This window comes from Microbacterium alcoholitolerans, assembly GCF_050408615.1.
GTDB lineage: Bacteria > Actinomycetota > Actinomycetes > Actinomycetales > Microbacteriaceae > Microbacterium.
The window spans coordinates 2,771,610-2,798,444 of sequence record NZ_JBNTKD010000001.1; the positions used below are offsets into that span (position 1 = coordinate 2,771,610).

A 26,835-nucleotide genomic window follows, 5' to 3' on the forward strand; every position below is an offset into this window, starting at 1 on the left:
AGAGAATCGAGGATCACTCATGAGCACCGCACTCGCATCCAACGAGCAGGAACTGCTCGGCAGGGTACCGACCGGGCTGTTCATCGGCGGCGAGTGGATAGACGCCGATGGAGGGCGCACGTTCGACGTGCGCGACCCCGCGACCGGCGATGTGATCTTATCGATCGCCGACGGGACCGCCGATGACGGCATCCGCGCTCTCGACGCAGCCGTCGCCGCGCAGGACTCCTGGGCGGCCACGGCGCCGCGCACCCGCAGTGACATCCTGCGCCGCGCGTTCGACCTGGTGCAGCAGCACAAGGAGGACCTCGCTCTGCTGATGACGCTCGAGATGGGCAAGCCGCTCGCGGAGTCCCGCGGAGAGGTCGCCTACGGCGGAGAGTTCCTGCGCTGGTTCAGCGAGGAGGCCGTGCGCATCAACGGCCGCTACGGCATCAACCCCGAAGGCACCGGCCACATGGTGGTCTCGCAGCGCCCGGTGGGCCCGTCGTTCTTCATCACCCCGTGGAACTTCCCGTTCGCGATGGCGACCCGCAAGATCGCACCTGCGCTCGCCGCCGGGTGCACGGTCATCATCAAGCCGCCGGCACTGACGCCGCTGACGACCCTGTTCTTCACCAAGCTGCTCGAAGAGGCGGGGCTTCCGGCAGGCGTCGTCAACGTCGTCCAGACGTCGCGCTCCAGCGCACTGTCGGCGCCGATCATCGCCGACCCGCGCCTGCGCAAACTGTCGTTCACCGGCTCGACCGAGGTGGGCCGCAAGCTCATCGCGCAGGCCGCCGACGGCATCCTCCGCGTGTCGATGGAGCTCGGCGGCAACGCGCCGTTCGTCGTCTTCGAGGATGCCGATCTCGACAAGGCCGTGGATGGCGCGATGGCCGCCAAGTTCCGCAACATCGGTCAGGCCTGCACCGCAGCCAACCGCTTCATCGTGCACGAGGCGGTCGCCGAGGAGTTCGCGCGCCGCGTCACCGAGCGCGTGCAGGCGATGAAGATCGGTCGCGGCACCGAGGACGGCGTCGCCATCGGACCGCTGATCGATTCGGATGCCGTCAGCAAGGCCGCCGAGCTGGTCGGCGACGCGGTCGACCGCGGTGCACGGGTGCTCGCCGGGGGCAACGCGCTCGAGGGCGCCGGCACGTTCTACGAGCCGACCGTCATCACAGATGTCGCCGCCGGAAGTGACATCCTGCGCGAGGAGATCTTCGGCCCGGTGCTGGCGATCGCCACATTCGCCGACGAGGCCGAGGCGGTGCGTCTCGCGAACGACACCGAGTACGGGCTCGTCTCCTACGTCTTCACCGAGGATCTCGGGCGGGGTCACCGCATGATCGACGCCCTCGAGACCGGCATGATGGGCCTGAACGTCGGCGTCGTCTCCAACGCCGCAGCCCCCTTCGGCGGTGTCAAGCAGTCCGGTGTCGGCCGCGAGGGCGGCGCCGAGGGCATCCACGAGTACCTGTCCACCAAATACACGCTGATCCCCGCGTGACACGTCTGAGAGGAACCGACATGACCGACTACGCCGTCGTCAATCCGGCCACCGGAGCAACAGAGGCCACGTTCGACATCTTCACCGATGCGCAGATCGAGGATGCCGTCGCCAGGGCGGCCGCCGCAGCCGTGACCTGGGCGGCCACGGCGCCCGCCGACCGCGCCGCCGTGGTGCGGCGGATCGCCGAGCTGCACCGCGAGCGCCGCGACGAGTTCGCCGCGATCATCGTGCGCGAGATGGGCAAGCCGATCGCGGCGGCCGAGGGCGAGGTCGACTTCGCCGCCGACATCATCGAGTACAACGCCGACAACATCGACAAGATCACCGGTGACACCCCGCTCGACATCCTGGGCGACGGCACGGCCGTCGTCCGCCGCGCCCCGCTGGGCGCTCTGCTGGGCATCATGCCGTGGAACTTCCCGGCGTACCAGGTGGCGCGCTTCGCGGGCCCGAACCTGGCGGTCGGCAACACCATCATCCTCAAGCACGCACCGCAGTGCCCTGAGTCGGCGGCGTTCCTCGAGACGCTCTACCGCGACGCCGGGCTTCCGGACGGCGCCTACGTCAACGTGTACGCCACGAACGAGCAGGCGGCCGACATCATCGCCGATCCGCGCGTGCACGGCGTCTCGGTGACCGGTTCGGAGCGCGCCGGTGCGGCGGTCGCCGAGGTCGCCGGCCGCAACCTGAAGAAGGTCGCGCTGGAGCTCGGCGGGTCGGACCCGTTCATCGTGCTGTCCACCGACGATCTCGACTCTGTCGTTGCGGCCGCGGTCGAGGCGCGCCTGGACAACAACGGCCAGTCGTGCAACGGCGCGAAGCGGTTCATCGTCGTCGACGGGCTGTACGACGAGTTCACCTCGAAGTTCGTCGCGTCCCTCTCCGCGGTCTCGGCCGAGGACCCGGCGCAGGCGGGCACGGTGCTCGGACCGCTCTCGTCGCAGGCCGCCTCAGAGCACCTGCAGGCGCAGATCGACAAGGCGCTCGAGCAGGGGGCGACCCTGCTGGCCGGCGGAACGCGCGAGGGCAACTTCTTCGCGCCGACGGTGCTGGCCGACGTGACGAGTGAGATGGACGTGTACCGTGAAGAGCTGTTCGGACCGGCTGCGGTGGTCTACCGCGTCGCCGATGAGGAGGCCGCGGTGCACCTCGCCAACGACACCTCGTTCGGGCTCGGCTCGTACGTCTTCACGACGGACGCCGAGCAGGCCGATCGGGTGGCGGATGCCATCGAGGCCGGCATGGTCTACGTGAACCTCGTGCTCGCCGACAGCCCCGAGCTGCCCTTCGGCGGGGTGAAGCGCAGCGGCACCTCTCGCGAGATGGGTCTGCTGGCCGCCGACGAGTTCGTCAACAAGAAGCTCATCCGCAAGGCGTGAGTCTCGCGCGAGAGGCCCTCCGCACCCGCGTTGCGCGGCTCGGAGGGCCTCTCGCTTCTGCGGGGGAATGCCGTTACCATCAGCCCCAGAGGGCTTCCGCCGCGCGATGGGAGGGACAGCATGACCACTCCGGAGTACTCCTTCGCCAGCGTTCCGCTCCGACGCAGTCGCGAGGGCTGGGAGTTCGCGTTCGACTATCGGAGCATCATCACAGAGCGCGCCGCGGAGGGATGGAGCTTCGTGCAGCTGATCCTGCTCGAGCATCACACCGAGCCACGCGGCGACCTCGTCTTCGTGCGAAAGGGTCAAGTGCAATGAGGCATCCGCTGCGCCTGCTGCAGGCATTCGTCGTGTTCATCGCCGGGCTGTTCGGTCTGTTCGTGTTCGCCGGCAACCTGATGGACTACGACTCCAACTACCAGTTCGTCGTGCACGTGCTGTCGATGGACACCACGTTCGAGGGCAACGCGCTGATGTGGCGCGCGATAGACAGTCCCGTCGTGCACACCATCGGATACATCGGCATCATCATCGCCGAGGGCGCATTCGCCGGGCTTGCGCTGTACGGCGGCGTGCTGCTCTTCCTGCGCCGCAACGCCGACATCGTCGACTACGACCGGGCGAGGATCTGGGGCTACGCGGCGTTCGCGCTGGGCTTCGCGATCTGGTTCATCGGCTTCATCGTCATCGGCTCCGAGTGGTTCGCGATGTGGCAATCGAGCACCTGGAACGGCAAGGACACAGCCATGGGGATCGTGACCCTGTGGGCGGGCTTCGCCGTGCTGCTGGCGCTGAACGAGCCGGTGCGACAGCCAGTGCCGAGCGACGGGGCCGCTGACCTGAGCCGGTGACCCCTTGACGCTCGGAGGATTTGCGGGATGATCGGAGCATGAGCACCGACGACCCTGTGACGCGGCTGAGCGAGGACGAATGCTGGGAGCGCCTGGCGCAGCAGGAGCTGGGTCGGCTGGTCACCCATGTCGGCGACGTGATCGACATCTTCCCGGTCAACTACGTGGTGGATCGGGGGTCGATCGTGTTCCGCACGGCGGAGGGCAGCAAGCTCGTCGAGCTGACCGTGAGCGACGAGGTGCTGTTCGAGGTCGACGACCACACGGATGCCGACGCGTGGAGCGTCATCGTGCGCGGCAGCGCCCGACAGATCGACACGCTCGCCGAGCGGGAGGCCGCCGACCAGCTCGGGCTGGTGCCGTGGATCCCCACGCTGAAGTACAACTACGTGCGCATAACTCCGGGGACGCTCACCGGACGCGCGTTCCGGCGTTCCGGCGAGCCCGAGCGCTACGGCGTCTCGGAGTACTGAGGCCGCGCCGATGCCGGTGCGACGCACGCGGGAGTGTGGCTCGGTTCGGTCGCGTGGCCTGGATGCCGTACACTTATGAGGCAGTTGTCTGCATCCTTCGCCGTGCCTCCGATGGCGCACGAAGGGCGCAGAACCCCGAGACCGGACGGTCTCTAGGGCGGTAGCTCAATTGGCAGAGCAGCGGTCTCCAAAACCGCAGGTTGCAGGTTCGATTCCTGTCCGCCCTGCGCGTCAGCGCACAAGCTGACTCACGAAAGGTACGTGCAGGATGGATCAGGACGACGTTGGCGGCGAACTCGCTGCAGCAGGCCCTTACGCCCTGCGCGACAAGAAGCTCGGCTTCTTCGGACGCATCGCACTGTTCTTCCGCCAGGTGATCAGCGAACTTCGCAAGGTCGTCACCCCGACTCGCAAAGAGCTGATCAAGTTCACCGTCGTGGTGTTCGTGTTCGTGCTTATCGTGATGGGACTGGTGTACGGCCTGGATTGGGCCTTCGGCTCCGTGACACACATCGTGTTCGGAGTCCCGGTCGGCTGATGCACTTGCGACGCACGTCGCAGTGAACGGAAAGAAGCAACGTGTCTGAACGATATTCCGACGATGCGGATTGGGCGACCGCCGCAGAGCAGTCGAGTGAAGAGGACGAGTCCCAGGAGGGCAACGTCCTCGCTGAGCAGGAGCAGTCGTCCACCTCGGCGGAGCACGTCGCGCTGCACATCGAGGGCGACGAGGACGCTGCCGAGGATTTCGGCGACGACACGAACGACATCATCGAAGACCCGGAGGCGGATGCGATCGTGAACGACGCTCTGAACCTGGACGAAGCGGCTGAGACTGAAGCAGCCGCCGAGGTCCTTAACGACGCTGTGGCGGAAGAGACCGCCGAAGCAGAGGCCGCGGCCGCCGAAGAGGTGGCTCCGTACGACGGCCCCGACACCGACGAGGAGCCCGGCGCGGACGACGAGTCCGACGTCGAGGAGGACCCGTACGAGGCGTTCCGCATGGATCTGCGGATGCTGCCGGGCAAGTGGTACGTCATCCACTCCTACGCCGGCTTCGAGCGCAAGGTGAAGGCCAACATCGAGCAGCGCAAGTCGACGCTCGAGGTCGAGGACGACATCTACCAGATCGAGGTCCCGATGGAGGACGTCGTCGAGATCAAGAACGGCCAGCGCAAGATGGTCACGCGCGTGCGCATCCCCGGCTACGTGCTGGTGCGCATGGAGCTGAACGAGGACACCTGGTCCGTCGTCCGCCACACGCCCGGCGTCACCGGCTTCGTGGGCAACGCCCACAACCCGACCCCGCTTCGCTTCGAGGAGGCCTTCAACATGCTGAAGGCGCTCGTCGAGGTCAAGGACGTCCCCACCGCGAAGTCCATCGCAGCCAAGGGCGGCGTCGCCGTCGCCCGTCCGATGGCCGCAGAGGTCGACTTCGAGGTCGGCGAGACCATCACCATCAAGGAGGGCTCGTTCGCCGGCCTTCCCGGCACGATCAGCGAGATCAACGCCGCGAGCGGCAAGCTCACCGTCCTCGTCTCGCTCTTCGAGCGCGAGACGCCGGTCGAGCTGTCGTTCGAGCAGGTCACCAAGATGGCCTGACTCGGTCACAGCCCTTCGACAGGCTCAGGAACCGCGTCGAAGTGCTTCGAAAAGCGGCCGTTCCCTCGGGGGCGGCCGCTTTCGCATGATCGGGTACACTTGTATGGTTTGCGCTTCGGCGCGAACCGAACCGCGCCCCGGAGATGCCGGGGAAGCGGGAGAGGGATGCTCTCGGGCATCCACTCGATGAAAGGAAAGAGAATGGCACCGAAGAAGAAGGTGACCGGCCTGATCAAGCTTCAGATCAACGCCGGTGCAGCCAACCCGGCGCCGCCGATCGGCCCCGCGCTCGGTCAGCATGGCGTCAACATCATGGAGTTCTGCAAGGCGTACAACGCCGCGACCGAGTCGCAGCGCGGCAACGTCATCCCCGTGGAGATCACCGTCTACGAGGACCGCAGCTTCACGTTCATCCTGAAGACCCCGCCGGCAGCTGAGCTGATCAAGAAGGCCGCCGGTGTGCAGAAGGCCTCGGCCACGCCGCACACCGTCAAGGTGGGCAAGCTCACCAAGGAGCAGGTCCGTCAGATCGCTGAGACCAAGCAGCCCGACCTGAACGCGAACGATCTCGACGCAGCGTCGAAGATCATCGCCGGCACCGCCCGTTCCATGGGCATCACGGTCGAGGACTGAGGGAGAGAACAATGGCTACCAAGTCCAAGGCATACCAGGCTGCCCTCGCCAAGATCGAGGCAGACCGTTTCTACACTCCTGCTGAGGCTGTCGCCCTGGCCAAGGAGACCGGTTCGGCGAAGTTCGACTCGACCGTCGAGGTCGCGCTGAAGCTCGCCGTCGACCCCCGCAAGGCAGACCAGATGGTGCGCGGCACCGTCATGCTCCCGCACGGCACCGGCAAGACCGCCCGCGTCATCGTGTTCGCCAACGGCCCGGCTGCTGAGGCCGCCATCGCCGCTGGCGCCGACGAGGTCGGTGGCGCCGAGCTGATCGAGAAGGTAGCCGGCGGCTGGACCGACTTCGACGCAGCGGTGTCGACCCCTGAGCTCATGGGCCAGGTCGGTCGTCTCGGCAAGGTGCTGGGTCCGCGCGGCCTGATGCCGAACCCGAAGACCGGCACCGTGACCCCCAACCCGGCCAAGGCCGTGGAGGAGATCAAGGGCGGCAAGATCGAGTTCCGCGTCGACAAGCACGCCAACGTGCACTTCATCGTCGGCAAGGCCTCGTTCTCGGCTGAGCAGCTGAACGAGAACATCGGCGCAGCGCTCGAGGAGATCGTGCGTCTGAAGCCGGCCAGCTCGAAGGGCCGTTACATCCAGAAGGGCGCCGTGTCGACCACGTTCGGCCCCGGCATCCCGCTGGACGTCAACGCCATCTGACGCGTCACGCATACAGCGTCGAAGACCCTCACCCTCGGGTGGGGGTCTTCGTCGTCTCGGGTCAGCCGCCCAGCACCGGAAGCACCAGGCTCACACCGAGGGCGATCATCACGATCGCGATCAGCGCATCGAGCACCCGCCATGCGCGCGGTGTGCGCAGCCAGCGGCCGAGGTGGCGGGCGCCGAATCCCAGACCGAAGAACCACAGGAAGCTTGCGAGCACCGCGCCCGCCGCGAAGACCCAGCGCTGGTCGCCGTGAGTGGATGCCACGGAGCCGAGCATCAGCACGGTGTCCAGGTACACGTGGGGATTGAGCCATGTGAGCGCCAGCGCGGTGATGACCACCGGCGCCAGGCGGGAGGCTGTCGCCGTCGTCGTGCCCGCCGGCCGAGAGCTCGCGGCAGGCGCCGATGTCACAGCTGGGCCGGCGGCTTCAGCATCCAAGCCCTGGTCGGTGCCGAGCCACGCTCGTCGCGCAGCCAGCGCGCCGTAGCAGATGAGGAAGACGGCGCCCGCCCATCGCGCCACGATGACGAGCCACGGCGCCTGCTGAACGAGCAGGCCGATGCCGGCCACTCCGGCGGTGATCAGCACAGCATCCGACACTGCGCAGATCAGCACTACTGCGAGAACGTGCTCGCGCCGCAGGCCCTGGCGAAGCAGAAAGACGTTCTGCGCACCGATCGCGATGATCAGCGAGAGCCCGAGGCCGAGCCCGGCGAGGAAGGTGAGCATGGTTCCACGCTAGGCGGCGCGGCACGGTGAGCACCAGTTATGTTCTCTGCGCCTGCATTAACCTTGCTCATGTGAAGATCGACGCGCAACTGGCATCCACCGTCGCCGCTGTCATCGACGAAGGCAGCTTCGACGCCGCCGCGCGCCGCCTGCACATCACGCCGTCGGCGGTGAGCCAGCGCATCAAGGCGGTCGAGCAGCAGCTCGGCCGTGTCGTCGTGGTGCGCTCGCGTCCGATCCGGGCGACCGAGGCGGGTCAGGCACTGGTGCGGCTGGCGAGGCAGGTCGAGCTGCTGGAGCGCGACACGGTCGCCGCCTTCGGCCTGGATGCCGGAGAGGACGCGATCCCGCGAATCCGCGTGCCGCTCGCCGTGAACGCGGACTCAATGGCGACCTGGTTCCTCGAGCCGATCGCGCGCATCGCCCGCAGGTACGACGTCGACCTCGACCTGCATCGCGATGACCAGAACTACACCGCCAGACTGCTGGAGTCAGGGCAGGTGATGGCGGCGGTCACCAGCGAGTCGGCTCCGGTCGGCGGCAGCGCGGTGACGGCGCTCGGCGTCTTCGAGTATCGTCCGATGGCCACCGCCGAGTACATCGATCGGTGGTTCCCCGACGGCGTCGCCGCCGACCGCCTGCGCGCAGCGCCCTTCGTGGACTTCGACCGCCGCGACACCCTGCAGCACGACTGGCTGCGGGTGCGCGGTGTGGACCCGTGGGCGGTGCCGAGGCATTACGTGCCGGCATCCTACGACTTCGCTCAGGCGGTGCGGCTGGGGCTCGGCTGGGGTCTGATCCCTGTGGTGCAGGGCATCGATTCGCTGGTGGACCTCGGCGGGCCCTCGACCCGCGTGCCGCTGTACTGGCAGCAGTGGAACCTGCGCTCGCCCCTGCTCGATGCGATCGCCGCCGAGGTGGCGGCGGAGGCGCGCACGGTGCTTGCTCCGGCCTGAGCGGTACGCGGGAGTCAGTCGCGGGGGCCGTCAGTCCGACAGGGCGAGGGCGCGGAACATGTCGCGCTCGCGCAGCGCATTGCGCCTGCTGGGCGGCAGCGCTTCGCGAGGCGGAGGGGTCTGACCGGTGGTGCGACGGTAGAGCTCGTCGATCAGGCGTGTGGCGAGTCCCACCAGCTGCCCGATCTCCTTCTCGTCGCGGTCGATCCACACGGAGCGCGGCTCGTCGTGGATCGGGTTGAAGTCGTCGTGCTCCTCCCAGACGAAGAGCGTGCGCTCTGCACCGAGGACGTGCTGCTGCCACCACACCTGACGCAGGTAGGTGCGCGGGATCGTGCGCCAGGACTTGTTGGTGGTCTTGATCTCGGCCAGCAGGACGCGGCTGCCGCCGTCGACGCAGATCCCGTCCGGAGTGGCGAGGTGACGCTTCTCGACCTCGGCGTGGAACAGAGCGGACGAGGGCAGGATGCCGTGGGTCGCGGCGACCCAGGCGGCGATCTCGGGCTCGCGGCGACGACCGTGGTCGGTGTACGCGTTCCCGCCGAAGCGCGGACCGCCGCCGAGTTTGGCGTCCGCAGCGCGCGTGATGGAACTTTCTCCGGAGAGACCTGCGACGTCGGTCGCCGTGATCCCGCGTGCCCGCGCGCGGAGCCAGCTGACCCGGTCGCGGGAGTCCGCGACGATGCGCGATTCGAGTTCCGGGGTCACTCCACGAGGTTACCCCTCATCCGCCGCCTCCTCGTCCCGTACACGCCGCCCCGCGCATCCGTCGCACAGACCTCCGTCGCCGCCCCCGCTCAGCTACCCGGCCCCTGCTCGTCTACGCAATTGAGCGGGGGCGGCGTAGCTGAGCAGGGGCCGAACGCAGCGGAAGGATGCCGCGCTCGTTTATGCACAACCGACGGTCGCAGGTGAATACAGCAGTGCGGTTGGGGATAACCCGATCGGGGTCCGTCGGTGCCGGAAGATCGGTGGATGCCGAAGGCAATCGACATTGCACAAGCCCACGCTCTGATCCTCACGCGAGCTCAGCTGCGTGAGCGCGGACACACCGAGCGCGACATAGCGCGCTTGGTGTCCGTCCAGGTGTTCCGCCGCGTGCGCAATGACCGCTACGTGCGCACGGAGGACTGGGAGGCCCTCTGGAACGAGGGGCGCCATCTCGTGCAGGTCGTGGCGACGCACCTGAACTCCGTCGAGCCGGGACCGGTGTTCTGGGGGCCTTCTGCCGCGGTCCTGCATGCCTTGCCGCTTTCCCGGCTGGCGCCGAAGAACGTGCACGCGGCGATCCTCGGCACGCGGCACGGTCGGACCGTCGCGGGCGTGACCTGGCACAACATCCCGATCGATCCCGCCGAAATCGTCGAGATCGATGGCATCCGATGCACCTCGCTCGACCGCACGGTGCTGGATCTCGCGTGCACGAGCAGGGGCACGGTCTCGCTCTCAGCGGCGGACGCCGCGCTGCGCAGGGAGTCGGTTCGTGGCCAGACGCTCGATGCCGATGCCGCCGAGGCGTGGGCGGGCCGGATGTCCGAACGTGCGGAACGCGCGCGCAGGCCGGGGATCGTGCGTGCGAGGCGCATCATCGGTTTCGCGGACGGGCGTGCGCAGTTGCCGGGGGAGAGTGTGAGCAGGCTGCACCTGGCCATTCTCGGTTTCGCCCGACCCGAGCTGCAGGTGCATGTGCGCGGATCGGAGGGTGACGACTACTGGCTCGACTTCGGGTTCCGCCGTTCGCGCTGCTTCGGCGAGTTCGACGGCCGAGCAAAGTACCTCGATGACCAGTTGCGGGGGACGATGAGCGCCGAGGATGTCGTCCTCGAGGAGAAGTGGCGCGAGGACGACATCCGCGGCGTCACCGGCTGGCGCATGGCGCGGTGGGGGTCGCCGGATATCAGGACCGCTGAGGTCTTCGGGGCGAAGTTGGCTGCTTTCGGCATCCGTCCTCCGGGTTAGCGACGTCGATCTCGCAGCCCTCGCCCCTGCCCGGCTACGCGGCCCCTGCTGGTTCGCGCAACTGAGCAGGGGCCGCGTAGCTCAACAGGGGCGGTGACGAAGAAGGGAGACGACGCGGGGAGATTTGGGGGAGAGGAGCGGATGCCGTAGAGTAGACGCAACCGAAGACCGCCGGTCATCATCGTGCGCGAAAGCGCGTGAGGATCGAAGCACTGCATCGCAGGGGCCCGCGCAGGTGTGCGAGATACTTCTTGAAGCTCCGTGCGCTTGCGCCGGAGCTTTTCCTATGTCGTGGGGCAGTCGAGGTCGACGCCCCGCATCCGCGTGGTGTCCGTACACGTAAGGAGTGACCATGGCGCAGAAGGATGCAACGGTTTCCGAGCTCACGAAGTCTTTCGAGAACTCGAACGCCGTCCTGCTGACCGAGTACCGCGGTCTGACGGTTGCCCAGCTCAAGGAGCTGCGCAACACCATCCGTCAGGACGCGGAATACGCCGTGGTGAAGAACACGCTGACCAAGATCGCCGCGAACAACGCGGGGATCACGACGCTGGACGACGGCTTCAAGGGCCCGTCGGCCGTGGCGTTCGTGCACGGTGACTTCGTCGCCACTGCCAAGGCTCTGCGTGACTTCGCCAAGGCCAACCCGCTTCTCGTGATCAAGGGCGGCGTCTTCGAGGGCAAGACCCTCGACGCCGACGAGGTCAACAAGTACGCCTCGCTCGAGAGCCGTGAGGTTCTGCTGGCGAAGGCAGCGGGCATGATGAAGGCGACGATGGGCAAGGCTGCGGCCACCATCGACGCGCTTCGCGAAAAGCTGGAGACCGCTGAGGCCGCGTAAGCGACCGGCGTCTTCCCCACATAAACCCCATCTATTAGGAGATACATCATGGCGAAGCTCACCACTGAGGAGCTGCTGGAGCAGTTTGCTGGCCTTACCCTTGTCGAGCTCAGCGAGTTCGTTAAGGCGTTCGAGGAGAAGTTCGACGTCACCGCCGCCGCCCCCGTCGCCGTTGCCGGCGCTGCTGGTGGCGCGGGCGCTGCCGAGGCCGAGGAGGAGAAGGACTCGTTCGACGTCATCCTCGAGGCTGCAGGCGACAAGAAGATCCAGGTCATCAAGACCGTCCGCGAGCTGACCTCGCTGGGTCTCGGCGAGGCCAAGGCTGTCGTCGACGGTGCTCCGAAGGCCGTCCTCGAGGGCGCCAACAAGGAGACCGCTGAGAAGGCGAAGGAGGCCCTGGAGGCCGCCGGCGCCACGGTCACCCTCAAGTAATTCGCGTCTGACGCACATCGAAGGCCCCGGGAGTCATCCCGGGGCCTTCTGCGTATTCTCAGCGCGGAGCCGCGGTCGACGATCTCACCACGAGCTCGGACAGCAGCACCCGCCGCGCGAGCGGCGCATCCGGAGCATCCATCCGGTCACGCAGCACCTCCACCGCCGCGACGCCCTGTGCGCGCGGTGATTGGCGGACGGTCGTGAGCGAGAACATCTCCGCGTTCTCGTGATCGTCGACGCCGACGACGCTCAGCTGCGACGGGACGGCGAGGCCCATCCGCCGGGCCGCGATGATCGCGCCGACCGCCACCTCGTCGCAGACGGCGACGATGGCGGTGGGCCGGCGCTGGCGATCGCCCAGCATCCGCACGCCTGACTCGTATCCGTCCGGCATGGTCACCCCGCCGGTTTCGTGACGGGACTGCTCTTCGAGGCCTGCGGCGACCATGGCGGCGCGATAGCCCGCCAGGCGGCGTCCGTCGCCATACGCGTGGGTGGCGGCATCCGGCCTGCCGCCGAGGAAGGCGATGCGCTGATGGCCGAGGTCGATCAGGTGCTCGGTCGCGATCCGTCCGGCGGCTTCGTCGTCGATCGACACGGCGGAGCTGCCTTCGCTGTACGCGCCGATCGTGACCAGCGGCGAGTCGACGCGCCGGAGGCGCTCGAGTTCATGTGCGCTCGGCTGGATGCCGACGGCGATGATCCCGTCGAGTCGGCGCCGGGGGAGCACCTGCTCGAAGAGCTTCGTGCGCTCGGCGGACCCCTCCCGCATGCCGTAGAGCACGAGGTCGTGTCCGGAGGCGAGCAGGCCCTCCTGGATGCCGCTGAGCAGTTCTGCAAAGAACCAGCGATGCAGCGACGGCATGATGACCCCGACCGAAAGCGAACGGCCGGTTGCCAGGCTCATCGCTGAGGAGTGCGCGACGTACGCGAGCTCCTTCGCAGCGGCGCGGACGCGCTCGCGCGTGTCGGCGGAGACGTAGCCGCCACCGCTGAGCGCGCGGCTCGCGGTCGCCTTGGAGACGCCCGCACGCGCGGCGACATGGGCGATCGTGCTCATCGCTCCTCACTTTCGCAGGCGTTCGTCGCGAGAAATCGGGCATTGAGAGGCGCATCGAGATCAAAGATCGAACGGAACCGGTTCCACAGGTTATGCTTTGGGAGCGCTCCCATGCAATGCATCACGTATGGACAACAGTTGTTCAAATGTCTTCTGCTGGCATTGTGTGGGGACGTCCGGGGCAAGTAGGTTGTTCTGGAATCGGTTCCTCAACGTACGCGGAATTCGCCACTTTGGGAACCAGGGATCCACCCGAAGAGGAGAAAACACATGGCTCTGTCACAGCGATATCGCCTGCTTGCTCCCCTCGCGCTGGTCGGAGCAGCGGCAATCGCCCTGTCCGGCTGCGCGGAGGCAGCTCCCGAGGGAGGGGGCGGAGGAGGCGCCGAGGGCCAGACGGTCCGCATCTCCGGAGGCATCACCGGCGGTGAGGCCGATGCCCTCAACCAGTCCTTCGAGAAGTTCACCGAAGACACCGGCATCAAGGTCGAATACACCGGCGACAAGGGCTTCGAGGGAAACATCGTCACCAAGGTGACCGGCGGTGACGCGCCCGACATCGCGATCGTCCCGCAGCCCGGTCTGCTGAAGACGCTCGTCGAGACAGGCGAGGTCCAGGCGGCTCCCGAGGCGGTCGAAGCGGCCGTCGACGAGAACTGGTCTGAGGACTGGAAGACCTACGGCACGTTCGACGACACGTTCTACGCGGCGCCGATGCTCGCGAACCTGAAGGGCTACATCTGGTATTCGCCCTCCGACTTCGCGGAATGGGGTGTCGAGGTCCCCAAGACCTGGGACGACATGATCGCCCTGACCGACACGATCCGCGAGAAGACGGGTGAGACGCCCTGGTGCGCCGGGTTCGCATCCGGAGACGCCTCGGGCTGGCCCGGCACCGACTGGATCGAGGACCTCGTGCTTCGTCAGTCCGGTCCCGACGTCTACGACGACTGGGTGGCCGGAGACGTGATGTTCACGGACCCCGAGATCAAGGACGCGTTCGACGCGGTCGGCTCGATCCTGCTGAACCCGGACTACGTCAACGCCGGCTTCGGTGACGTCAAGAGCATCAACTCGACGGCGTTCGGTGACGTCGCCGCCAAGGTCGCCGACGGCAGCTGCGCGCTGACGCACCAGGCGTCGTTCCTGTCTGCGAACTTCCTCGACGTGGAGAACGCCGACGGTGAAACCCCGACGGTCGCGCCCGACGGTGACGTCTACGCGTTCATCATGCCGGGCATGGACGAGGGCGCTCTGCAGGTCGAGGGCGGCGGCGAGTTCGTCGCGGCGTTCAACGACGAAGATGCCACTCAGCAGGTGCTCGAGTTCATGGCATCCCCTGAGTTCGCCGACGCGCGTGTCGAGCTCGGTGGCGTCATCTCGGCCAACAAGAACGCCGACGCGAGCCTCGCATCCAGCGAGTTCCTCCAGGAGGCCATGGAGATCATGCAGGACGATGCGACGGTCTTCCGTTTCGACGCCTCTGACCTCATGCCCTCCACGGTCGGATCGGGTTCGTTCTGGAAGGGAATGGTCGACTGGATCGACGGCACGCCCACGGAGGACGTGCTCTCGAACATCCAGGCAGGTTACGAGAACTAGCACTCGGCGCTAGTCTGAGCGCTACCTGCTGATGGCTGCAGGGTCGGGCCCACGCCCGACCCTGCAGTCGCAACCCGAGCCGGGTCGCCGCACTGGGGCGGCGCTCCGGAGACGTACTCAGAAGGGCGATCACATGTCGCAGACGATTGTCGACAACCCTGGGACCAGAGAGCAGACGGACCCGCCGACCACGACGCACGGCGTCGACGAGAAGGGGCGCAGGACCACCCGAATCGTCGTCATCGTCGGATTCGTCGTCGTCGCCGCACTGTTCTTCCTCCTCATCTTCTCGGCACCGGTTGAGGACCCGGTGCGCACCACCATCGGCTTCTCGCTGAACAGCTTCTTCGTGGCACTGGGCGGAATGCACCCCCTCGCGCAGATCCCGGTGTTCGTCGCAGTGTTCGCCGTCGTCGTCGCGATCCTGCTCGTGCTCATCGAGTACGCACCGCGACCGGGTCGCGGTTACTTCATCATGCGACTGGTCGCCTGTCTGATCATCCCGCTGCTCGCGTTCCTGCTGCTGCGCCCGTACCAGAACGCGGTGCTGTACGTCGTGGCGATCTCACTGCTGGTCGGCGGCCTGCTCTTCTTCGCCGACTACCGATCACGCCAGGGCGCGGGATACCTGTTCCAGCTGATGCTGTTCATGACGCCCGCATCGATCATGCTGCTGATGGGTCTGATCTACCCGGCCATCGCGACGTTCGTGAAGTCGTTCTTCGACAAGAGGGGTGACGAGTTCGTCGGCCTTGAGAACTACATCTGGGTCTTCACCAACCCGGTCGGCACATCCTCCGTCATCAACACGCTGATCTGGGCGCTGCTGGCACCGACGTTCTCGGTCGCCATCGGTCTCGCATACGCCGTCTTCATCGACCGGGCGCGCGGTGAGAAGGTGCTCAAGGTCCTCGTATTCATGCCGGTCGCGATCTCGTTCGTCGGCGCGGGCATCATCTGGAAGTTCGTGTACGACTACCGGCAGGGCGACCAGCTCGGCCTGCTGAACGCCATCGTCACGTTCTTCGGCGGTGAGCCGGTGAACTGGCTCGCCGTGCAGCCGCTGGTGAACACCTTCATGCTGTTGATCGTCTTCATCTGGACCCAGACCGGTTTCGCGATGGTGATCCTCTCGGCCGCCATCAACGGCGTGCCGGTCGAGCAGATGGAGGCCGCCGAACTCGACGGCGCGAACGCGTGGCAGCGGTTCCGGAATGTCACGCTTCCGGGCATCCGATCGTCGCTGATCGTGGTGCTGACGACGATCACCATCGCGTCGCTGAAGGTCTACGACATCGTCGCGGTGATGACCGGTGGCCGCAACGACACCTCCGTCCTCGGATTCGAGATGGTCAACCAGCAGCAGCGCTTCCAGAGCTACGGACACTCCTCGGCCCTGGCCGTGGTGCTGTTCCTGTTCGTGCTGCCGCTGATCATCTACAACGCGCAATCGCTGCGCAAGCAGAGGGAGATCCGCTGATGAGCGCCACACAAGCCGTCGTCACCGACAACCGCTCCAAGCGTCAGGTCGCCCGCGACACCAGACGCAACGAGGCGATCGCCCGCAAGAAGCTCACCTCGCGTGGGGCGACGATCGCCGCGGTGATCATCGCCGTCTTCTGGACGATCCCCACTTTCGGCCTGTTCGTCACCTCGTTCCGTCCTGGCGCTGACACGCAGTCCACCGGCTGGTGGACGGCGTTCGCGAACCCCGAGTTCACGCTCGAGAACTACGTGGAGGCGCTGACGGCCGGAGGCACCTCGACCACACTCGCCGTCGCGTTCGTGAACTCTCTGGCGATCACGATCCCGGCGACGATCATCCCGATCACCCTCGCCTCGCTCGCCGCCTACGCGTTCGCGTGGATCGACTTCAAGGGCCGGAACATGCTGTTCGTGTTCGTCTTCGCCCTGCAGATCGTGCCGCTGCAGATGGCCCTCGTGCCGTTGCTGAGCCTGTTCTCCAACGGACTCACGATCAACGACGTGCCGATCTTCCCCGGCTTCGGGCTGAACGACGTGGACTACAGCTTCGCCCGGGTGTGGATCGCCCACGCGATCTTCGCTCTGCCGCTGGCGACGTTCATGCTGCACAACTTCATCTCGGAGCTGCCGGGCGACATCATCGAGGCGGCGCGGGTGGACGGGGCCGGTCACGGCCAGGTGTTCTTCCGCATCGTGCTGCCACTGGCGATGCCGGCGATCGCCTCGTTCGGCATCTTCCAGTTCCTCTGGGTGTGGAACGACCTGCTGGTGGCGACGATCTTCGCCTCGCCCGGCGCACTGCCGATCACCCAGGCGCTGAACTCGCTGTCCGGCACGTGGGGCAACCGGTGGTTCCTGCAGTCGGCCGGTACGTTCATCTCGATCATCGTCCCGCTGATCGTGTTCTTCGCCCTCCAGCGGTTCTTCGTCCGCGGTCTGCTGGCCGGCGCGACCAAGGGCTGATCAGCCCAGCAGCCGAAATCAGCCCAGCAGGATCAGCAGCACGTGGGCGTCCTCCACAGCCTCGAGCTCGTGGAGGACGCCCGCTGGCACCTGGATCGCGCCGCCCGCGGTGAGATCGTATTCCGAGCCGCCGACGCGGAACAGGATGCGTCCGCTGATCACCTGCACGAGGATCGGAACCGGCGCGCGGTGCTCGCGCATGACCGCACCTTCGCCCATCGTGAGCGTGCGGATCTTGAAGCCGTCGCCGTCGAGCGTGCGGTGCGGACGGACGCGCCCGTCCTCGATCGGATGCGCGGCCGCGAACTCGGCGGCAGAGGCGGCCAGGAGGACAGACGGATCGGCGCTCATAGCCCGAGGATAGCGTCGGCGCGGCCCGCTGGGGGTGACGCGCAAGGTGTGCACAATGGGACGATGACGCGACGCTCACTGCTGATCACCGGAGGTGCGCTGCTCGCCGTGGCCGTGTCGCTGGGGATTCTCGTCGTCACGCTGCCGGCGGGAGCGACGAACGCCTTCGACGTCTTCTGGAACGACACGATGGCGCAGCTGCGGCAGCCATGGATGCTGTCGATCGCGCACGTCATGAACCGCGTCGGCGGCGGGTGGATCGCGGTGGTCGTCGTGCCGCTGCTCATCGTGGGTGTGCTCGTGCTGATGCGGCAATGGCGCAGTGCGGTGTTCGCGGCCTCGGCGTTCATCGTCAGCGCGGGACTCACCCAGCTGCTCAAGCAGATCTTCGGCCGCGCGAGACCCGACGACATGCTCGTCGCGTCGGACTTCGGATCATATCCGTCGGGGCATACGTCGAACGCGGCGACGATCGCGGTGGTGCTGTGGCTGCTTTTCCCACGCGTGTGGGTGGCGCTGATCGGCGCGCTGTGGGTGGCCGTGATGGCGCTGTCGCGCACGATCCTTTCGGTGCACTGGATCACCGACACCGTCGCGGGAGCGCTGGTGGGAGCGTCGGCGGCGCTGCTCGTGGCGGGGATGCTGGCGGGCTGGGTCTCGCTAGGCTGGACGGATCCACCCACCGCCTCGCCGAGGAGCAGCCGTGCCGAAGATCCGACCCTACCGTGATGCCGATCGCGACGCGCTCTACGACATCTGCGTGAAGACGGCGGATGCCGGTGCCGATGCGACCGGCATCTTCACCGACGACCGGCTGTGGGGCGACGTGTTCGCCGTGCCGTACGCGGTGCACCAGCCCGGCCTGGCTTGGGTGGTCGAGTCGGACGACGGACGCACCATCGGGTACATCGTCGCGACCGACGACACGGATGCCTTCGAGCAGTGGTTCCGTGAGGAGTGGTGGCCGGCGAAGGTGGGCGTCTACCCGCTGTCGGGGGCGGCCGAGCCGACCCGGCAGGACGGGATCATCGGCTACGCGAGCCGGCGGGCACCCGGCAACGAAAAGCACGCTGCCGAGTACCCCGCGCACCTGCACATCGACCTGCTTCCCGAGACCCAGGGGCTGGGGCTGGGGCGCCAGCTGATCGAGACGCTGTTCGCCGAGCTGCGCCGCCGCGGCGTGCCGGGGCTTCATCTGGGCATGAACCCCAGCAACACCGGCGCCGGCGCGTTCTATGAGCGCATGGGCATGCACCTGCTGGAGTCGAATGCCGACACGACCATGTACGGCGTGAGGTTCTGAATCACACCCCGCGGCCGACAGCCCACGGATCGGTGGTCAGCTGCTGCGGCGGATTGCGCGGATGCCGATCATCAATCCGACGACGGCGACAGCTCCCGCCGACAGCCATCCCCATGCGACAGCGGTCTCGGCGAAGTCGCCGGCGAACAGCGCGCGCTCGGCCTGGACGACCCAGTTCACAGGGTTGACCGAGGCGACCACGCGCATCCACGCAGGCCCTTCGTCCAGCGGGAGCAGCATGCCCGACAGGATCAGCAGCGGGAAGATCAGCGACTGCTGCACGCCCCAGAACAGCCACTCCCGGTCTTTCGTCGCCAGGGCGAGAGCGTACGAGAGCGAGCCGAGACCGACGCCGAACACAGCCAGCAGCGCGAGCCCGACGAGCATCCCGAGCGGGTTGATCGTGAAGCCGAACGGCCAGGCGATGAGCACGATGATCAGAGCCTGCACGACGATCGGCGCGATCTCCTTGAGTGCCCGGCCGATGAGCAGCGATGAGCGCGCCAGCGGGGCGACCAGGGTGCGCTCGTGTGAGCCGGTCATCATCTCGTACTGCAGATTGGAGCCGGTCGCGCCGGTGCCGAACAGCACGATCATGACCAGCACGCCCGGCACGAACCATTGCAGTGTCTCGGCGGCCGCCTGACCTGAGCCGCCGACGAGCAGCGGGGCGAACAGCCCGAGGAACACCAGCGGCTGCAGCAGGCTGAAGATCAGCGTGAACGGGTCGCGAAGAGTCGGCTTGAGCTCGCGCACGAGCACGTTGCGGGTGTCTCGCACCAGGTTCGCGCGCACAAGGGTGTCGGTGGTCATCGGAGTGCTCCTGTCTGGGACTCGGTCCCGGTCGTGCGATCGGGGTTGTCGGATGCCGGGGCGCCGGCATCGTGTTCGGCGGGCGTTCCGGGACCGTCGCCCTCGCCCGCGTCGCGCAGCGTGCGCCCGGTGAGGACGAGGAAGACGTCATCCAGCGTCGGCGGCACTCCGGTTGCACTGTGCACGGAGATGCCCGCGGCATCCAGCTCCCTGATGATGGCGGGCAGCAGACGATCGCCATCGGGGACGGCCAGCGAGAGCGAGGCGCCGTCGAGTGTCACCTCACGCGGCGTGAGCCGGGCGACGACCGGCTGCGCGGCGGCCGCCTGCGCGGCATCTGCGAATCCGAAGGACAGCACGTCTCCCGCGAGCGTCGCCTTCAGCGCGTCTGCATGGTCATCCGCGATGATGCGCCCGCGATCCATGACCATCACACGTTCGGCGTAGCGATCCGCCTCCTCCAGATAGTGGGTCGTGAGGAAGATCGTGGTGCCGTGCTGCCGGCGCAGCTGCAGGATGTGCTCCCACAGGTTCGCCCTGCTCTGCGGGTCCAGCCCCGTCGACGGCTCGTCGAGGAAGAGCAGCGGCGGCGCGTGCATCAGCCCGAGCGCGATGTCGAGGCGACGCTTCCGGCCGCCGCTGAGCTGCTGCACCGACCTGGTGGCGAAGCCCGCGAGGTCGAGCGACTCGATGAGTTCGTCGGCGCGGCGGATGCTGCTCTTCGCGGACATCCCGTAGAAGGCGCCCTGACTGAGCAGCTCGTCGCGCACGCGCTGCGCGAAGCTGCCGCTGGTGAGCTGCCCGACGTAGCCGATCCGGGCACGCACGCCCGCGGCATCCGTCCGGATGTCGTGACCGACCACGCGTGCCGTGCCGGAGGTGGCGGGGATGAGAGTGGTGAGCATGCGCAGGCTGGTGGACTTGCCTGCGCCGTTCGGGCCGAGGAACGCGACCAGCTCGCCCCGTTTTGCTGTGAAGGTGAGGTCGGTGACGGCGGCGACCTTCGTTTTCTTGACAGTGAAGACCTTCGTCAGGCCCTCGGTTTCGATGATGTGTTCGTGTGCCATGCGCCGATCGTAGAAACCAATGCGGACACATTCCGTCCGCATAACCAGGCAATCTTGAATGCATGACCGACACGACCTCGCGCGCGCTCGCACTGCTCAACCTGCTGCAGACGCACCGGCATTGGTCGGGCGCGGAACTGGCCAGACGCCTCTCTGTCACCGAGCGCACCGTGCGTCGCGACGTCGACCGCCTGCGCGCGCTCGGCTACCGGGTCGAATCCGCTCCGGGCTCGGCTGGGGGCTACCGGCTCGAGGCGGGAAGCGGCGGCGGCGATTGGCGCGAGGCACTGTACGGGATGCTGTACATCCCCGCAGGCGTCGAATACGTCACCGACTTTCCCGAGCCGGAGCGCTCAGAGCTGCGCGAGTCGCTCGAACGGGTGCTGCGCGCGCTGGATGCCGCGCCCCCGCCGCCGCGTCGTGAAGCACCAGACGCAGGCTCATCGTGGGAATAGGACGTTCTGGCCGGATAACGTCCTGAGGGGGTCCCGCTGGCGCGGAACCCCCTCAGGACGATTGGCGGTGACGGAGGGATTCGAACCCTCGGTTGCTTGCACAACACACGCTTTCCAAGCGTGCTCCTTCGGCCGCTCGGACACGTCACCAGGAAACAACCTGTCCATCCTATCCGATGCGTCGAGAGCTCACGAACGCCCGGGGGCCGCTCAGACCGCCCGACGTAGAATCTCCTGGTGCCCACACCCAAGATCGTCCTGTTCTACGCGTTCGCGCCGCTGGCGGATCCCGATGCGGTCCGGCTGTGGCAGCGCGACCTCGGCGAGGCGCTGAAGCTGCGCGGGCGCATCCTGATCTCCGAGCACGGCATCAACGGCACCCTCGGCGGCGATCTGCCCGCGGTCAAGAAGTGGCTGCGGCGCTTCCGTGACTACCCGGCGTTCAAGGACGCTGACATCAAGTGGAGCGAGGGCACCGGCATCGACGCCGACGGTTACAGCACTGACTTCCCGAAGCTCAGCGTCAAGGTGCGCGACGAGATCGTCTCCTTCGGCGCCCCGGGTGAGCTGCGGGTCGACGAGCGCGGCGTCGTCGGCGGCGGCGAACGGCTCGATCCCGAGCAGCTGCATGAGCTGATGGCCGAGCGCGGCGACGAGGTCGTGTTCTTCGACGGGCGCAATGCGCTCGAGGCGGAGATCGGCCGGTTCAAGAACGCGATCGTGCCCGACACCGACACGACCCGCGACTTCGTGCGGCTGCTGGACGACGGCACCTTCGACGATCTCAGGGGCAGGCCCGTCGTGACCTACTGCACCGGCGGCATCCGCTGCGAGGTGCTGTCGAGTCTGATGGTCTCCCGCGGTTTCGGCGAGGTGTACCAGCTCGACGGCGGCATCGCGCGCTACGGCGAGAAGTACGGCGACGACGGACTGTGGGAGGGGTCGCTGTACGTGTTCGACAAGCGCGGCTCGGTCGACTTCTCCGACCACGCCGCCGTCATCGGGGAGTGCGTCGGATGCCACGCCGCCACCAACCGCACGGCGAACTGCCCCGACCTCTCGTGCCGTCGGCAGTTCGTCGTCTGCGCCGCGTGCGACACGGTTCCGTGCGAGGAGCACGCGGCATCCGACACCATCGGTCGCTGACGCCCGCTGACACCATCGGTCGCTGACGCCCGCTGACACCATCGGTCGCTGACGCCCGCTGAAAACACGAACGGCTCAGCGCTTCCCGAGCAGTTCCAGCTCGCCGATCCGCACCCGGTGGAACAGCGATGCGGGCAGCATCCGCGCCGTGATCCGACGCCGTCCGTCGACGCTCTCCGGCAACTGAGCCAGCACCGTGCGGAGCGGGGTCGCGAGGTCTCCGGCATCCGACGCCTCGCCCGGGCGCGCGTAACTGCGCCTCTCGACTGCCCGCACCAGGGCATCCATCGCCTCTCGGTCCGCGTCGTGCTCGGTGACGAGCCTCTCGGCGCGCGTGCGCGCGGTGTCCGCATCGTGCAGGGTCAGTCCGAGGTCGGCCATCGTGTCAGCGAGCTCGCGCCACGCCGCCATCGCGTCGCCCTGACGGGCGCGGCCGAACCGCTGCATCCGCAGGCCCGCGCGCACGAGCGCGGGCAGCAGCACGACGATGAGGATGCCGAGCGCGGTCAGCAGCACCGGCATGGGGTTCAGCGTCTGCAGCTGCTGGTCGCCGATCGACTGCTCGTCGAGCCGGTCGGGGCCGCCGGTGGGCGCCTCGGAGGTCGTGGCGGAAGGCGAAGCCGACGGCTCGGGCAGCTCCGGCGACTCGCCGCTGCCGCCGCCGGCCGCTTCGGATGCGAAGTCGGTCGGAGTCCCGAGCGTCGCGGTCGGCTCGAAGGGCACCCAGCCGATGCCCGTGAAGTAGACCTCGGGCCAGGAGTGCAGCTGATCGCTCGAGACCGAGTAGACGATGTCATCGTCGCGGCGCTGATCCGTTGCGACGCCGGGCAGATACCCGACGACGATCCGCACCGGCATGTCGAGCGTCTGCGCCATCAGCGCGAAGGCGCCGGCGAAGTGCACGCAGTAGCCGGTGCGCTGCTCGAGGAAGGTGGCCACGGCATCCGCGCCGGTGCCGTCGAAGCCCTCCTCGACAGGCGCTTCGAGTGAGTAGCTGAACTCGCTGCGGAACCAGTCCTGCAGCGTGAGCAACTTGTCGTAATCGGTGTTCGCGCCCGCGGTGACTTCGCGGGCGGTCTCTCCGATGATGGCGGGCAGGTCTTCGGCAGGCGGCGCGACGCGACCGGCATTCGCAGCCGACGATGCCCTGACCTGCTCGAGCGTCGGAGCGGCCGTGGCGGTGCGCACGGTGTAGTCGGCGCCGGCGGCATCAAGACTGCTGCTCGCCACGGTGCGGTTGAAGGGCACGGCCCGCCAGTCGGCGTCCACTCCGCTGACCCGTTCGGCCGCGTATGGCACCGGCAGCCGGTCGCTGGAGACGCCGAGCACGCGGATCGACACCCGCCGCTCGATGGTGTCGATGTCCTCGTCCCATTCGCGCTCGCCGAAGCCCCGGGCGAGTGGCTGACGGTCGGTGCGATCGGGACGCCAGATCTCGCCGTCGAACCTCGACAGCGTGGCCAGTCGCAGATAGGGAGCGGTGGATCCGCTCGTCACGAGCGTGAGCGCCTCGATGCTCTCCGGACGACGAAGGTCATCGCCCAGCCGCAGGTCGGCGCGCACCGTCAGCGTCGGCCCGGTTCCGGGCAGCGCGGAACCCATCGGCAGCACGGGCGTCGCCACGATCGTCAGCGCGATCACGGCGATGCCCGCCGCGCTGGCGACCAGGTAGCTCGAGCGCGACGGAGAGCGCCGATCGTGCCTTGCACCGAAGCGCAGCACCAGCAGGATCATCACGGACTGCATCAGGAACCACACCATGTTCACGGCGCCGAACGAGATCAGCATGGGCAGCACGCCCAGCAGCGAGGTGAACAGCACGGTCAGGATGATGAGGCGGTGAGACACGAGGTGATCGACGAGGATCGCGACGACGGCGAACAGCAGTCCCAGCGCGGTGGCCATGGCGACGGATGCCGCGATCGGGGCGACTCCGGTCGCGATCTCATCGATCGCCTGCTGCATGCGCAGCCCGATCAGGCGCACCGATGTCGGGGTCGGGATGACGCCGTACAGCGCGGTCTCGCTGACGAGCATGGCAGTGCACGCCATCGCCGTCGCGAACACCTGCAGCAGCAGCGTGAGCAGATCTTGGATGCCATCGCGCAGCCGCGCGAAGACGATCCGCCCGATGATGCCGGCGATGGCCACCACGACGATGACGGTGACGACGACGAAGGTCCAGACGCCGGACATGATGACGCCGGTGTACGGCCACATCGCGACCAGTGTGGCCGCGGCTGCCAGGATGCTCGGTCCGACGGGGCCGGGGCTGGCACGCCCAGCAGCGGCGTCGCGTGCGATCGCCGCATCTGGGGGTTTGGTCGCGGTGTCAAACATGGGGCGCCTTGGCCATCGGTAGGGCATCCGACCACGCCGACTCCAGATCCGCGCCCGCGTCCGTCAGCGGCGCGACGTTCCAGCCGTGCGCGGCCGCCGCCTGCAGCGCGCCCGGTTCGGCGCCTGCGGCGAACAGCATGGGTGCGGCAGCGCCTGCTGTGCTCAGCCGTGCGGCATCCGGCTCATCGATCCCTCCGGTGATCACGACCAGCGGGCCCGGGGGTGTGCTGCCGACCAGGGTGCGCAGGTCGCGCGGCTCGCCGCGTGGGCCGACCGTGGCGAGAGCGACCATCAGCCCGTCGCGGTCGTCTTCGTGCCCTCGGAGCGCACCCAGCAGCGCGCCGGTGCTGTCGAGCACGTCGACGCTGTAGCCGTCCTGCACGAATCGCAGCGCCGCGGAGGCGCACAGCGACACGGCCGCCTCGAACGCCGGGTCCGGCTCGTCGGCCGGGCGTGCCCAGCGCGCGGCTGCGCGATCGAGCACGACGACGGCGTCGGGGCTGGCCTCCTCTTCCTCCTGCCGCACCATCAGGTCGCCGCGATGTGCGGTCGCGCGCCAGTGGATGCGGCGTCGTGAGTCGCCGGAGGTGTACGGCCGCGGAATGAGGTTGTCGGATCCCTGCCCGAGCCGGCTGGAGCGCGTCTGGGCTGTTCCACCCGCGGCGCCCACCTTGGTGGGCAGCGGGGGCAGCGGCACCACCTGCGGCACGACCGTGATGGTGCGGGTGTCGCCGAACTCCTGCTCGCGCTGGGCGAGCCCGAACGGGTCGACGGTGCGCAGCACGAGGGGTCCGAGCGTCGAGATCCCGCGGCGCACGCCCTCGACGTCGTAGCGCAGCAGCGGCGACTCGGTCGGGTACTCGCCGCTGGCATCGCCGCGGACCGCATCCGGCAGGGTGTCTCGCCAGCTGCCCTGCGGTATGCCCACGGCGTACAGGTCGAAGCGCATGCTCACCCGTGACGTCTCGCCGACGGCGAGAAGGTCGGTGGAGATCTGCCGGGCAACCTCACCGCGGCGGCGCGGCAGGTACGTCACCAGCAGCGATATCAGCGGCAGCAGGATCAGCAGCACGCCGATGTAGAGCAGCGGGCGTGCGCCGATGACGTTGGCGGCGACGGCGAGCAGGATGCCCACGAGCAGGCATCCCCACCCTCGGGCCGTGAGCGGTCGACGCTTCATGATCGGCCGGCGTCACACGCGCGCGCCGGCGAACGGCACGGGCACACGGGAGATGATCTGGCGCAGCGCCGCCTCGACAGGCTGTGCGCCGGCGCGGTGCACGCCGCGGGCAGCAAGCAGGCGGTGGGCGAAGACGGGGATCACCAGGTCGGCGAGGTCGTCCGGCACGATGAAGTCGCGACCGTCCAGGGCGGCGGCGACCTTCGCCGCGCGCACCAGCTGAAGGGTCGCGCGCGGGCTCGCCCCGAGGTGCAGGCTGGGGTCCATCCGGGTCGCCTGGGCGAGGCTCACGGCGTACTCCTCGAGCGACTCGGCCACGTGCACCCGGCGCGCCCACGCGATCAGCTGCCGCACGCTGGCGGCATCCGTCACCGGCGTGATCGCAGAGAGCGGGTTGGAGATCTCGCGCTGTCGCAGCATGAGCGTCTCGGCCGCGGCATCCGGATATCCCATCGAGATGCGCATCATGAACCGGTCGCGCTGCGCCTCGGGAAGGGGATACGTGCCCTCCATCTCGAGCGGGTTCTGCGTCGCGACGACGAGGAACGGCTCGGGAAGGTGGTGGGTGGCGCCGTCGACGGTGACCTGCTGCTCCTCCATCGCCTCCAGCAGCGAGGACTGCGTCTTGGGGGATGCCCGGTTGATCTCATCGGCGATGACGATGTGCGCGAAGATCGCCCCGCGCTTGAATTCGAACTCGCGGTTCACGGGGTCGTACACCGCGACGCCGGTGACGTCTCCCGGCAGCAGGTCGGGGGTGAACTGGATGCGCCGCACCGTGGCATCCACACTCGCCGCCAGCGCGCGGGCGAGCATCGTCTTGCCGACTCCTGGCACGTCCTCGATCAGCAGATGTCCCTCGGCGAGCAGGCAGATCAGCGCGCTGCGCACCGCCTCGGGCTTGCCGTCGATCACAGAGGACACCGAGTCGATGATCCGTGAGGTGTGCTCGGCGAACTGCTCGGCAGTGATCGACGGGTCGTTCTCGTGCATGCGATGCCTCTCGTGC

The 26,835-nt window shown here is 67.8% G+C and carries 28 protein-coding genes, 2 tRNA genes and 1 pseudogene; 21 read left to right on the forward strand and 10 right to left on the reverse strand.

Annotated features, from left to right (window positions below):
- Positions 1-19 precede the first annotated feature (19 nt).
- From ACQUSX_RS13400 to rplA, 10 genes are all read left to right on the forward strand, one after another.
- On the forward strand, positions 20-1,492 hold the full coding sequence (locus tag ACQUSX_RS13400; RefSeq protein WP_428907404.1) for an NAD-dependent succinate-semialdehyde dehydrogenase: 1,473 nt from the start codon (positions 20-22) through the stop codon (positions 1,490-1,492).
- A 20-nt stretch (positions 1,493-1,512) separates the two neighbouring features.
- Positions 1,513-2,874: an aldehyde dehydrogenase family protein gene (locus ACQUSX_RS13405; RefSeq protein ID WP_428907405.1), complete on the forward strand. Its 1,362-nt coding sequence runs from the start codon at positions 1,513-1,515 to the stop codon at positions 2,872-2,874.
- A gap of 120 nt (positions 2,875-2,994) precedes the next feature.
- A complete protein-coding gene (locus tag ACQUSX_RS13410) occupies positions 2,995-3,192 on the forward strand; it encodes a DUF4177 domain-containing protein (RefSeq protein WP_428907406.1) in 198 nt (65 codons plus the stop codon).
- Entirely contained in the window at positions 3,189-3,725 is a 537-nt protein-coding gene (locus ACQUSX_RS13415; RefSeq protein ID WP_428907407.1) for a DUF2165 family protein, read from the forward strand. Before ACQUSX_RS13410 ends, ACQUSX_RS13415 begins: the two co-directional genes overlap by 4 nt.
- A gap of 38 nt (positions 3,726-3,763) precedes the next feature.
- Positions 3,764-4,198 (forward strand): pyridoxamine 5'-phosphate oxidase family protein, encoded by a 435-nt coding sequence (locus tag ACQUSX_RS13420; protein WP_428907408.1) that lies wholly within the window; start codon positions 3,764-3,766, stop codon positions 4,196-4,198.
- A 154-nt stretch (positions 4,199-4,352) separates the two neighbouring features.
- Positions 4,353-4,425, forward strand: a tRNA-Trp gene (locus ACQUSX_RS13425).
- A gap of 41 nt (positions 4,426-4,466) precedes the next feature.
- Complete coding sequence (secE, locus tag ACQUSX_RS13430) at positions 4,467-4,736, forward strand: preprotein translocase subunit SecE (protein ID WP_428907409.1); 270 nt, start codon at positions 4,467-4,469, stop codon at positions 4,734-4,736.
- A 41-nt stretch (positions 4,737-4,777) separates the two neighbouring features.
- On the forward strand, positions 4,778-5,800 hold the full coding sequence (gene nusG, locus ACQUSX_RS13435; RefSeq protein WP_428907410.1) for a transcription termination/antitermination protein NusG: 1,023 nt from the start codon (positions 4,778-4,780) through the stop codon (positions 5,798-5,800).
- Between the two features lie 201 nt (positions 5,801-6,001).
- Positions 6,002-6,433, forward strand: coding sequence for a 50S ribosomal protein L11 (gene rplK / locus ACQUSX_RS13440; protein ID WP_428907411.1), 432 nt, complete (start codon positions 6,002-6,004; stop codon positions 6,431-6,433).
- An 11-nt stretch (positions 6,434-6,444) separates the two neighbouring features.
- Positions 6,445-7,134 carry a 50S ribosomal protein L1 gene (gene rplA / locus ACQUSX_RS13445; protein ID WP_428907412.1) on the forward strand — a complete coding sequence of 230 codons (690 nt, stop codon included), beginning with the start codon at positions 6,445-6,447 and terminating at the stop codon, positions 7,132-7,134.
- 61 nt (positions 7,135-7,195) lie between these two features.
- On the opposite strand, the gene ACQUSX_RS13450 is transcribed toward rplA, so the two are convergent.
- Positions 7,196-7,870 carry a LysE/ArgO family amino acid transporter gene (locus tag ACQUSX_RS13450; protein WP_428907413.1) on the reverse strand — a complete coding sequence of 225 codons (675 nt, stop codon included), beginning with the start codon at positions 7,868-7,870 and terminating at the stop codon, positions 7,196-7,198.
- Positions 7,871-7,941: 71 nt separating this feature from the next.
- Here ACQUSX_RS13450 and ACQUSX_RS13455 point away from each other — a divergent pair, with 71 nt between their 5' ends.
- Entirely contained in the window at positions 7,942-8,826 is an 885-nt protein-coding gene (locus tag ACQUSX_RS13455; RefSeq protein ID WP_428907414.1) for a LysR family transcriptional regulator ArgP, read from the forward strand.
- A 30-nt stretch (positions 8,827-8,856) separates the two neighbouring features.
- Here ACQUSX_RS13455 and ACQUSX_RS13460 read toward each other — a convergent pair whose 3' ends face one another.
- A complete protein-coding gene (locus tag ACQUSX_RS13460; protein WP_428907415.1) occupies positions 8,857-9,534 on the reverse strand; it encodes a YqaJ viral recombinase family protein in 678 nt (225 codons plus the stop codon).
- Between the two features lie 267 nt (positions 9,535-9,801).
- Between ACQUSX_RS13460 and ACQUSX_RS13465 the strand changes: the two genes are divergently transcribed.
- From ACQUSX_RS13465 to rplL, 3 genes are all read left to right on the forward strand, one after another.
- Positions 9,802-10,785 carry a hypothetical protein gene (locus ACQUSX_RS13465; protein ID WP_428907416.1) on the forward strand — a complete coding sequence of 328 codons (984 nt, stop codon included), beginning with the start codon at positions 9,802-9,804 and terminating at the stop codon, positions 10,783-10,785.
- Between the two features lie 352 nt (positions 10,786-11,137).
- Positions 11,138-11,626 (forward strand): 50S ribosomal protein L10, encoded by a 489-nt coding sequence (rplJ, locus tag ACQUSX_RS13470; RefSeq protein WP_428907417.1) that lies wholly within the window; start codon positions 11,138-11,140, stop codon positions 11,624-11,626.
- A 48-nt stretch (positions 11,627-11,674) separates the two neighbouring features.
- Positions 11,675-12,058: a 50S ribosomal protein L7/L12 gene (gene rplL, locus ACQUSX_RS13475; protein WP_428907418.1), complete on the forward strand. Its 384-nt coding sequence runs from the start codon at positions 11,675-11,677 to the stop codon at positions 12,056-12,058.
- Positions 12,059-12,116: 58 nt separating this feature from the next.
- Here the strand turns inward: rplL and ACQUSX_RS13480 are convergent, their stop codons facing one another.
- Positions 12,117-13,121 (reverse strand): LacI family DNA-binding transcriptional regulator, encoded by a 1,005-nt coding sequence (locus tag ACQUSX_RS13480; RefSeq protein ID WP_428907419.1) that lies wholly within the window; start codon positions 13,119-13,121, stop codon positions 12,117-12,119.
- Between the two features lie 270 nt (positions 13,122-13,391).
- Between ACQUSX_RS13480 and ACQUSX_RS13485 the strand changes: the two genes are divergently transcribed.
- The 3 genes from ACQUSX_RS13485 to ACQUSX_RS13495 all read left to right on the forward strand — a co-directional run bounded on the left by ACQUSX_RS13485 (position 13,392) and on the right by ACQUSX_RS13495 (position 17,171).
- Positions 13,392-14,723, forward strand: a complete 1,332-nt coding sequence (locus tag ACQUSX_RS13485) for an ABC transporter substrate-binding protein (protein WP_428907420.1) — start codon at positions 13,392-13,394, stop codon at positions 14,721-14,723.
- A 133-nt stretch (positions 14,724-14,856) separates the two neighbouring features.
- Positions 14,857-16,203 (forward strand): carbohydrate ABC transporter permease, encoded by a 1,347-nt coding sequence (locus tag ACQUSX_RS13490; protein ID WP_428907421.1) that lies wholly within the window; start codon positions 14,857-14,859, stop codon positions 16,201-16,203.
- Positions 16,203-17,171 carry a carbohydrate ABC transporter permease gene (locus ACQUSX_RS13495; protein WP_428907422.1) on the forward strand — a complete coding sequence of 323 codons (969 nt, stop codon included), beginning with the start codon at positions 16,203-16,205 and terminating at the stop codon, positions 17,169-17,171. The genes ACQUSX_RS13490 and ACQUSX_RS13495 overlap by 1 nt, the downstream gene beginning before the upstream one ends.
- A gap of 18 nt (positions 17,172-17,189) precedes the next feature.
- Here ACQUSX_RS13495 and ACQUSX_RS13500 read toward each other — a convergent pair whose 3' ends face one another.
- Positions 17,190-17,522 carry a cupin domain-containing protein gene (locus ACQUSX_RS13500; protein ID WP_428907423.1) on the reverse strand — a complete coding sequence of 111 codons (333 nt, stop codon included), beginning with the start codon at positions 17,520-17,522 and terminating at the stop codon, positions 17,190-17,192.
- A 63-nt stretch (positions 17,523-17,585) separates the two neighbouring features.
- Between ACQUSX_RS13500 and ACQUSX_RS13505 the strand changes: the two genes are divergently transcribed.
- Positions 17,586-18,251: a phosphatase PAP2 family protein gene (locus tag ACQUSX_RS13505; RefSeq protein WP_428907424.1), complete on the forward strand. Its 666-nt coding sequence runs from the start codon at positions 17,586-17,588 to the stop codon at positions 18,249-18,251.
- Positions 18,226-18,825: a GNAT family N-acetyltransferase gene (locus tag ACQUSX_RS13510; protein WP_428907425.1), complete on the forward strand. Its 600-nt coding sequence runs from the start codon at positions 18,226-18,228 to the stop codon at positions 18,823-18,825. The genes ACQUSX_RS13505 and ACQUSX_RS13510 overlap by 26 nt, the downstream gene beginning before the upstream one ends.
- A gap of 36 nt (positions 18,826-18,861) precedes the next feature.
- Here the strand turns inward: ACQUSX_RS13510 and ACQUSX_RS13515 are convergent, their stop codons facing one another.
- Positions 18,862-19,638: an ABC transporter permease gene (locus ACQUSX_RS13515; protein WP_428907426.1), complete on the reverse strand. Its 777-nt coding sequence runs from the start codon at positions 19,636-19,638 to the stop codon at positions 18,862-18,864.
- The gene (locus tag ACQUSX_RS13520; protein WP_428907427.1) at positions 19,635-20,705 is read right to left on the reverse strand and encodes an ABC transporter ATP-binding protein; all 1,071 of its coding nucleotides are present in this window, start codon (positions 20,703-20,705) and stop codon (positions 19,635-19,637) included. The genes ACQUSX_RS13515 and ACQUSX_RS13520 overlap by 4 nt, the downstream gene beginning before the upstream one ends.
- A gap of 62 nt (positions 20,706-20,767) precedes the next feature.
- Here ACQUSX_RS13520 and ACQUSX_RS13525 point away from each other — a divergent pair.
- Positions 20,768-20,968: pseudogene (locus tag ACQUSX_RS13525) on the forward strand (helix-turn-helix transcriptional regulator); the annotation flags it as partial.
- 254 nt (positions 20,969-21,222) lie between these two features.
- Here ACQUSX_RS13525 and ACQUSX_RS13530 read toward each other — a convergent pair.
- Positions 21,223-21,310: transfer RNA gene (locus ACQUSX_RS13530), tRNA-Ser, on the reverse strand.
- A gap of 87 nt (positions 21,311-21,397) precedes the next feature.
- Between ACQUSX_RS13530 and trhO the strand changes: the two genes are divergently transcribed.
- Entirely contained in the window at positions 21,398-22,306 is a 909-nt protein-coding gene (gene trhO, locus ACQUSX_RS13535) for an oxygen-dependent tRNA uridine(34) hydroxylase TrhO (protein ID WP_428907428.1), read from the forward strand.
- 75 nt (positions 22,307-22,381) lie between these two features.
- Here trhO and ACQUSX_RS13540 read toward each other — a convergent pair whose 3' ends face one another.
- The 3 genes from ACQUSX_RS13540 to ACQUSX_RS13550 are packed head-to-tail and all read right to left on the reverse strand — an operon-like array spanning position 22,382 to position 26,819.
- Positions 22,382-24,646, reverse strand: coding sequence for a transglutaminase TgpA family protein (locus ACQUSX_RS13540; protein WP_428907429.1), 2,265 nt, complete (start codon positions 24,644-24,646; stop codon positions 22,382-22,384).
- Positions 24,639-25,826: a DUF58 domain-containing protein gene (locus ACQUSX_RS13545; RefSeq protein ID WP_428907430.1), complete on the reverse strand. Its 1,188-nt coding sequence runs from the start codon at positions 25,824-25,826 to the stop codon at positions 24,639-24,641. The genes ACQUSX_RS13540 and ACQUSX_RS13545 overlap by 8 nt, the downstream gene beginning before the upstream one ends.
- A gap of 12 nt (positions 25,827-25,838) precedes the next feature.
- Positions 25,839-26,819, reverse strand: a complete 981-nt coding sequence (locus tag ACQUSX_RS13550) for an AAA family ATPase (RefSeq protein WP_428907431.1) — start codon at positions 26,817-26,819, stop codon at positions 25,839-25,841.
- Between the last annotated feature and the right edge of the window lie 16 nt (positions 26,820-26,835).

Excerpts from the sequence above, each read along its gene's own strand:
- ACQUSX_RS13400 (WP_428907404.1), top strand. The coding sequence starts at position 20 with ATGAGCACCGCACTCGCATCCAACGAGCAGGAACTGCTCGGCAGGGTA.
- ACQUSX_RS13405 (WP_428907405.1), top strand. The coding sequence starts at position 1,513 with ATGACCGACTACGCCGTCGTCAATCCGGCCACCGGAGCAACAGAGGCC.
- ACQUSX_RS13410 (WP_428907406.1), top strand. The coding sequence starts at position 2,995 with ATGACCACTCCGGAGTACTCCTTCGCCAGCGTTCCGCTCCGACGCAGT.
- ACQUSX_RS13415 (WP_428907407.1), top strand. The coding sequence starts at position 3,189 with ATGAGGCATCCGCTGCGCCTGCTGCAGGCATTCGTCGTGTTCATCGCC.
- ACQUSX_RS13420 (WP_428907408.1), top strand. The coding sequence starts at position 3,764 with ATGAGCACCGACGACCCTGTGACGCGGCTGAGCGAGGACGAATGCTGG.
- secE (WP_428907409.1), top strand. The coding sequence starts at position 4,467 with ATGGATCAGGACGACGTTGGCGGCGAACTCGCTGCAGCAGGCCCTTAC.
- rplK (WP_428907411.1), top strand. The coding sequence starts at position 6,002 with ATGGCACCGAAGAAGAAGGTGACCGGCCTGATCAAGCTTCAGATCAAC.
- rplA (WP_428907412.1), top strand. The coding sequence starts at position 6,445 with ATGGCTACCAAGTCCAAGGCATACCAGGCTGCCCTCGCCAAGATCGAG.
- ACQUSX_RS13450 (WP_428907413.1), bottom strand. The coding sequence starts at position 7,870 with ATGCTCACCTTCCTCGCCGGGCTCGGCCTCGGGCTCTCGCTGATCATC.
- ACQUSX_RS13465 (WP_428907416.1), top strand. The coding sequence starts at position 9,802 with ATGCCGAAGGCAATCGACATTGCACAAGCCCACGCTCTGATCCTCACG.
- rplJ (WP_428907417.1), top strand. The coding sequence starts at position 11,138 with ATGGCGCAGAAGGATGCAACGGTTTCCGAGCTCACGAAGTCTTTCGAG.
- rplL (WP_428907418.1), top strand. The coding sequence starts at position 11,675 with ATGGCGAAGCTCACCACTGAGGAGCTGCTGGAGCAGTTTGCTGGCCTT.
- ACQUSX_RS13480 (WP_428907419.1), bottom strand. The coding sequence starts at position 13,121 with ATGAGCACGATCGCCCATGTCGCCGCGCGTGCGGGCGTCTCCAAGGCG.
- ACQUSX_RS13485 (WP_428907420.1), top strand. The coding sequence starts at position 13,392 with ATGGCTCTGTCACAGCGATATCGCCTGCTTGCTCCCCTCGCGCTGGTC.
- ACQUSX_RS13490 (WP_428907421.1), top strand. The coding sequence starts at position 14,857 with ATGTCGCAGACGATTGTCGACAACCCTGGGACCAGAGAGCAGACGGAC.
- ACQUSX_RS13495 (WP_428907422.1), top strand. The coding sequence starts at position 16,203 with ATGAGCGCCACACAAGCCGTCGTCACCGACAACCGCTCCAAGCGTCAG.
- ACQUSX_RS13500 (WP_428907423.1), bottom strand. The coding sequence starts at position 17,522 with ATGAGCGCCGATCCGTCTGTCCTCCTGGCCGCCTCTGCCGCCGAGTTC.
- ACQUSX_RS13505 (WP_428907424.1), top strand. The coding sequence starts at position 17,586 with ATGACGCGACGCTCACTGCTGATCACCGGAGGTGCGCTGCTCGCCGTG.
- ACQUSX_RS13515 (WP_428907426.1), bottom strand. The coding sequence starts at position 19,638 with ATGACCACCGACACCCTTGTGCGCGCGAACCTGGTGCGAGACACCCGC.
- ACQUSX_RS13520 (WP_428907427.1), bottom strand. The coding sequence starts at position 20,705 with ATGGCACACGAACACATCATCGAAACCGAGGGCCTGACGAAGGTCTTC.
- ACQUSX_RS13540 (WP_428907429.1), bottom strand. The coding sequence starts at position 24,646 with ATGTTTGACACCGCGACCAAACCCCCAGATGCGGCGATCGCACGCGAC.
- ACQUSX_RS13545 (WP_428907430.1), bottom strand. The coding sequence starts at position 25,826 with ATGAAGCGTCGACCGCTCACGGCCCGAGGGTGGGGATGCCTGCTCGTG.
- ACQUSX_RS13550 (WP_428907431.1), bottom strand. The coding sequence starts at position 26,819 with ATGCACGAGAACGACCCGTCGATCACTGCCGAGCAGTTCGCCGAGCAC.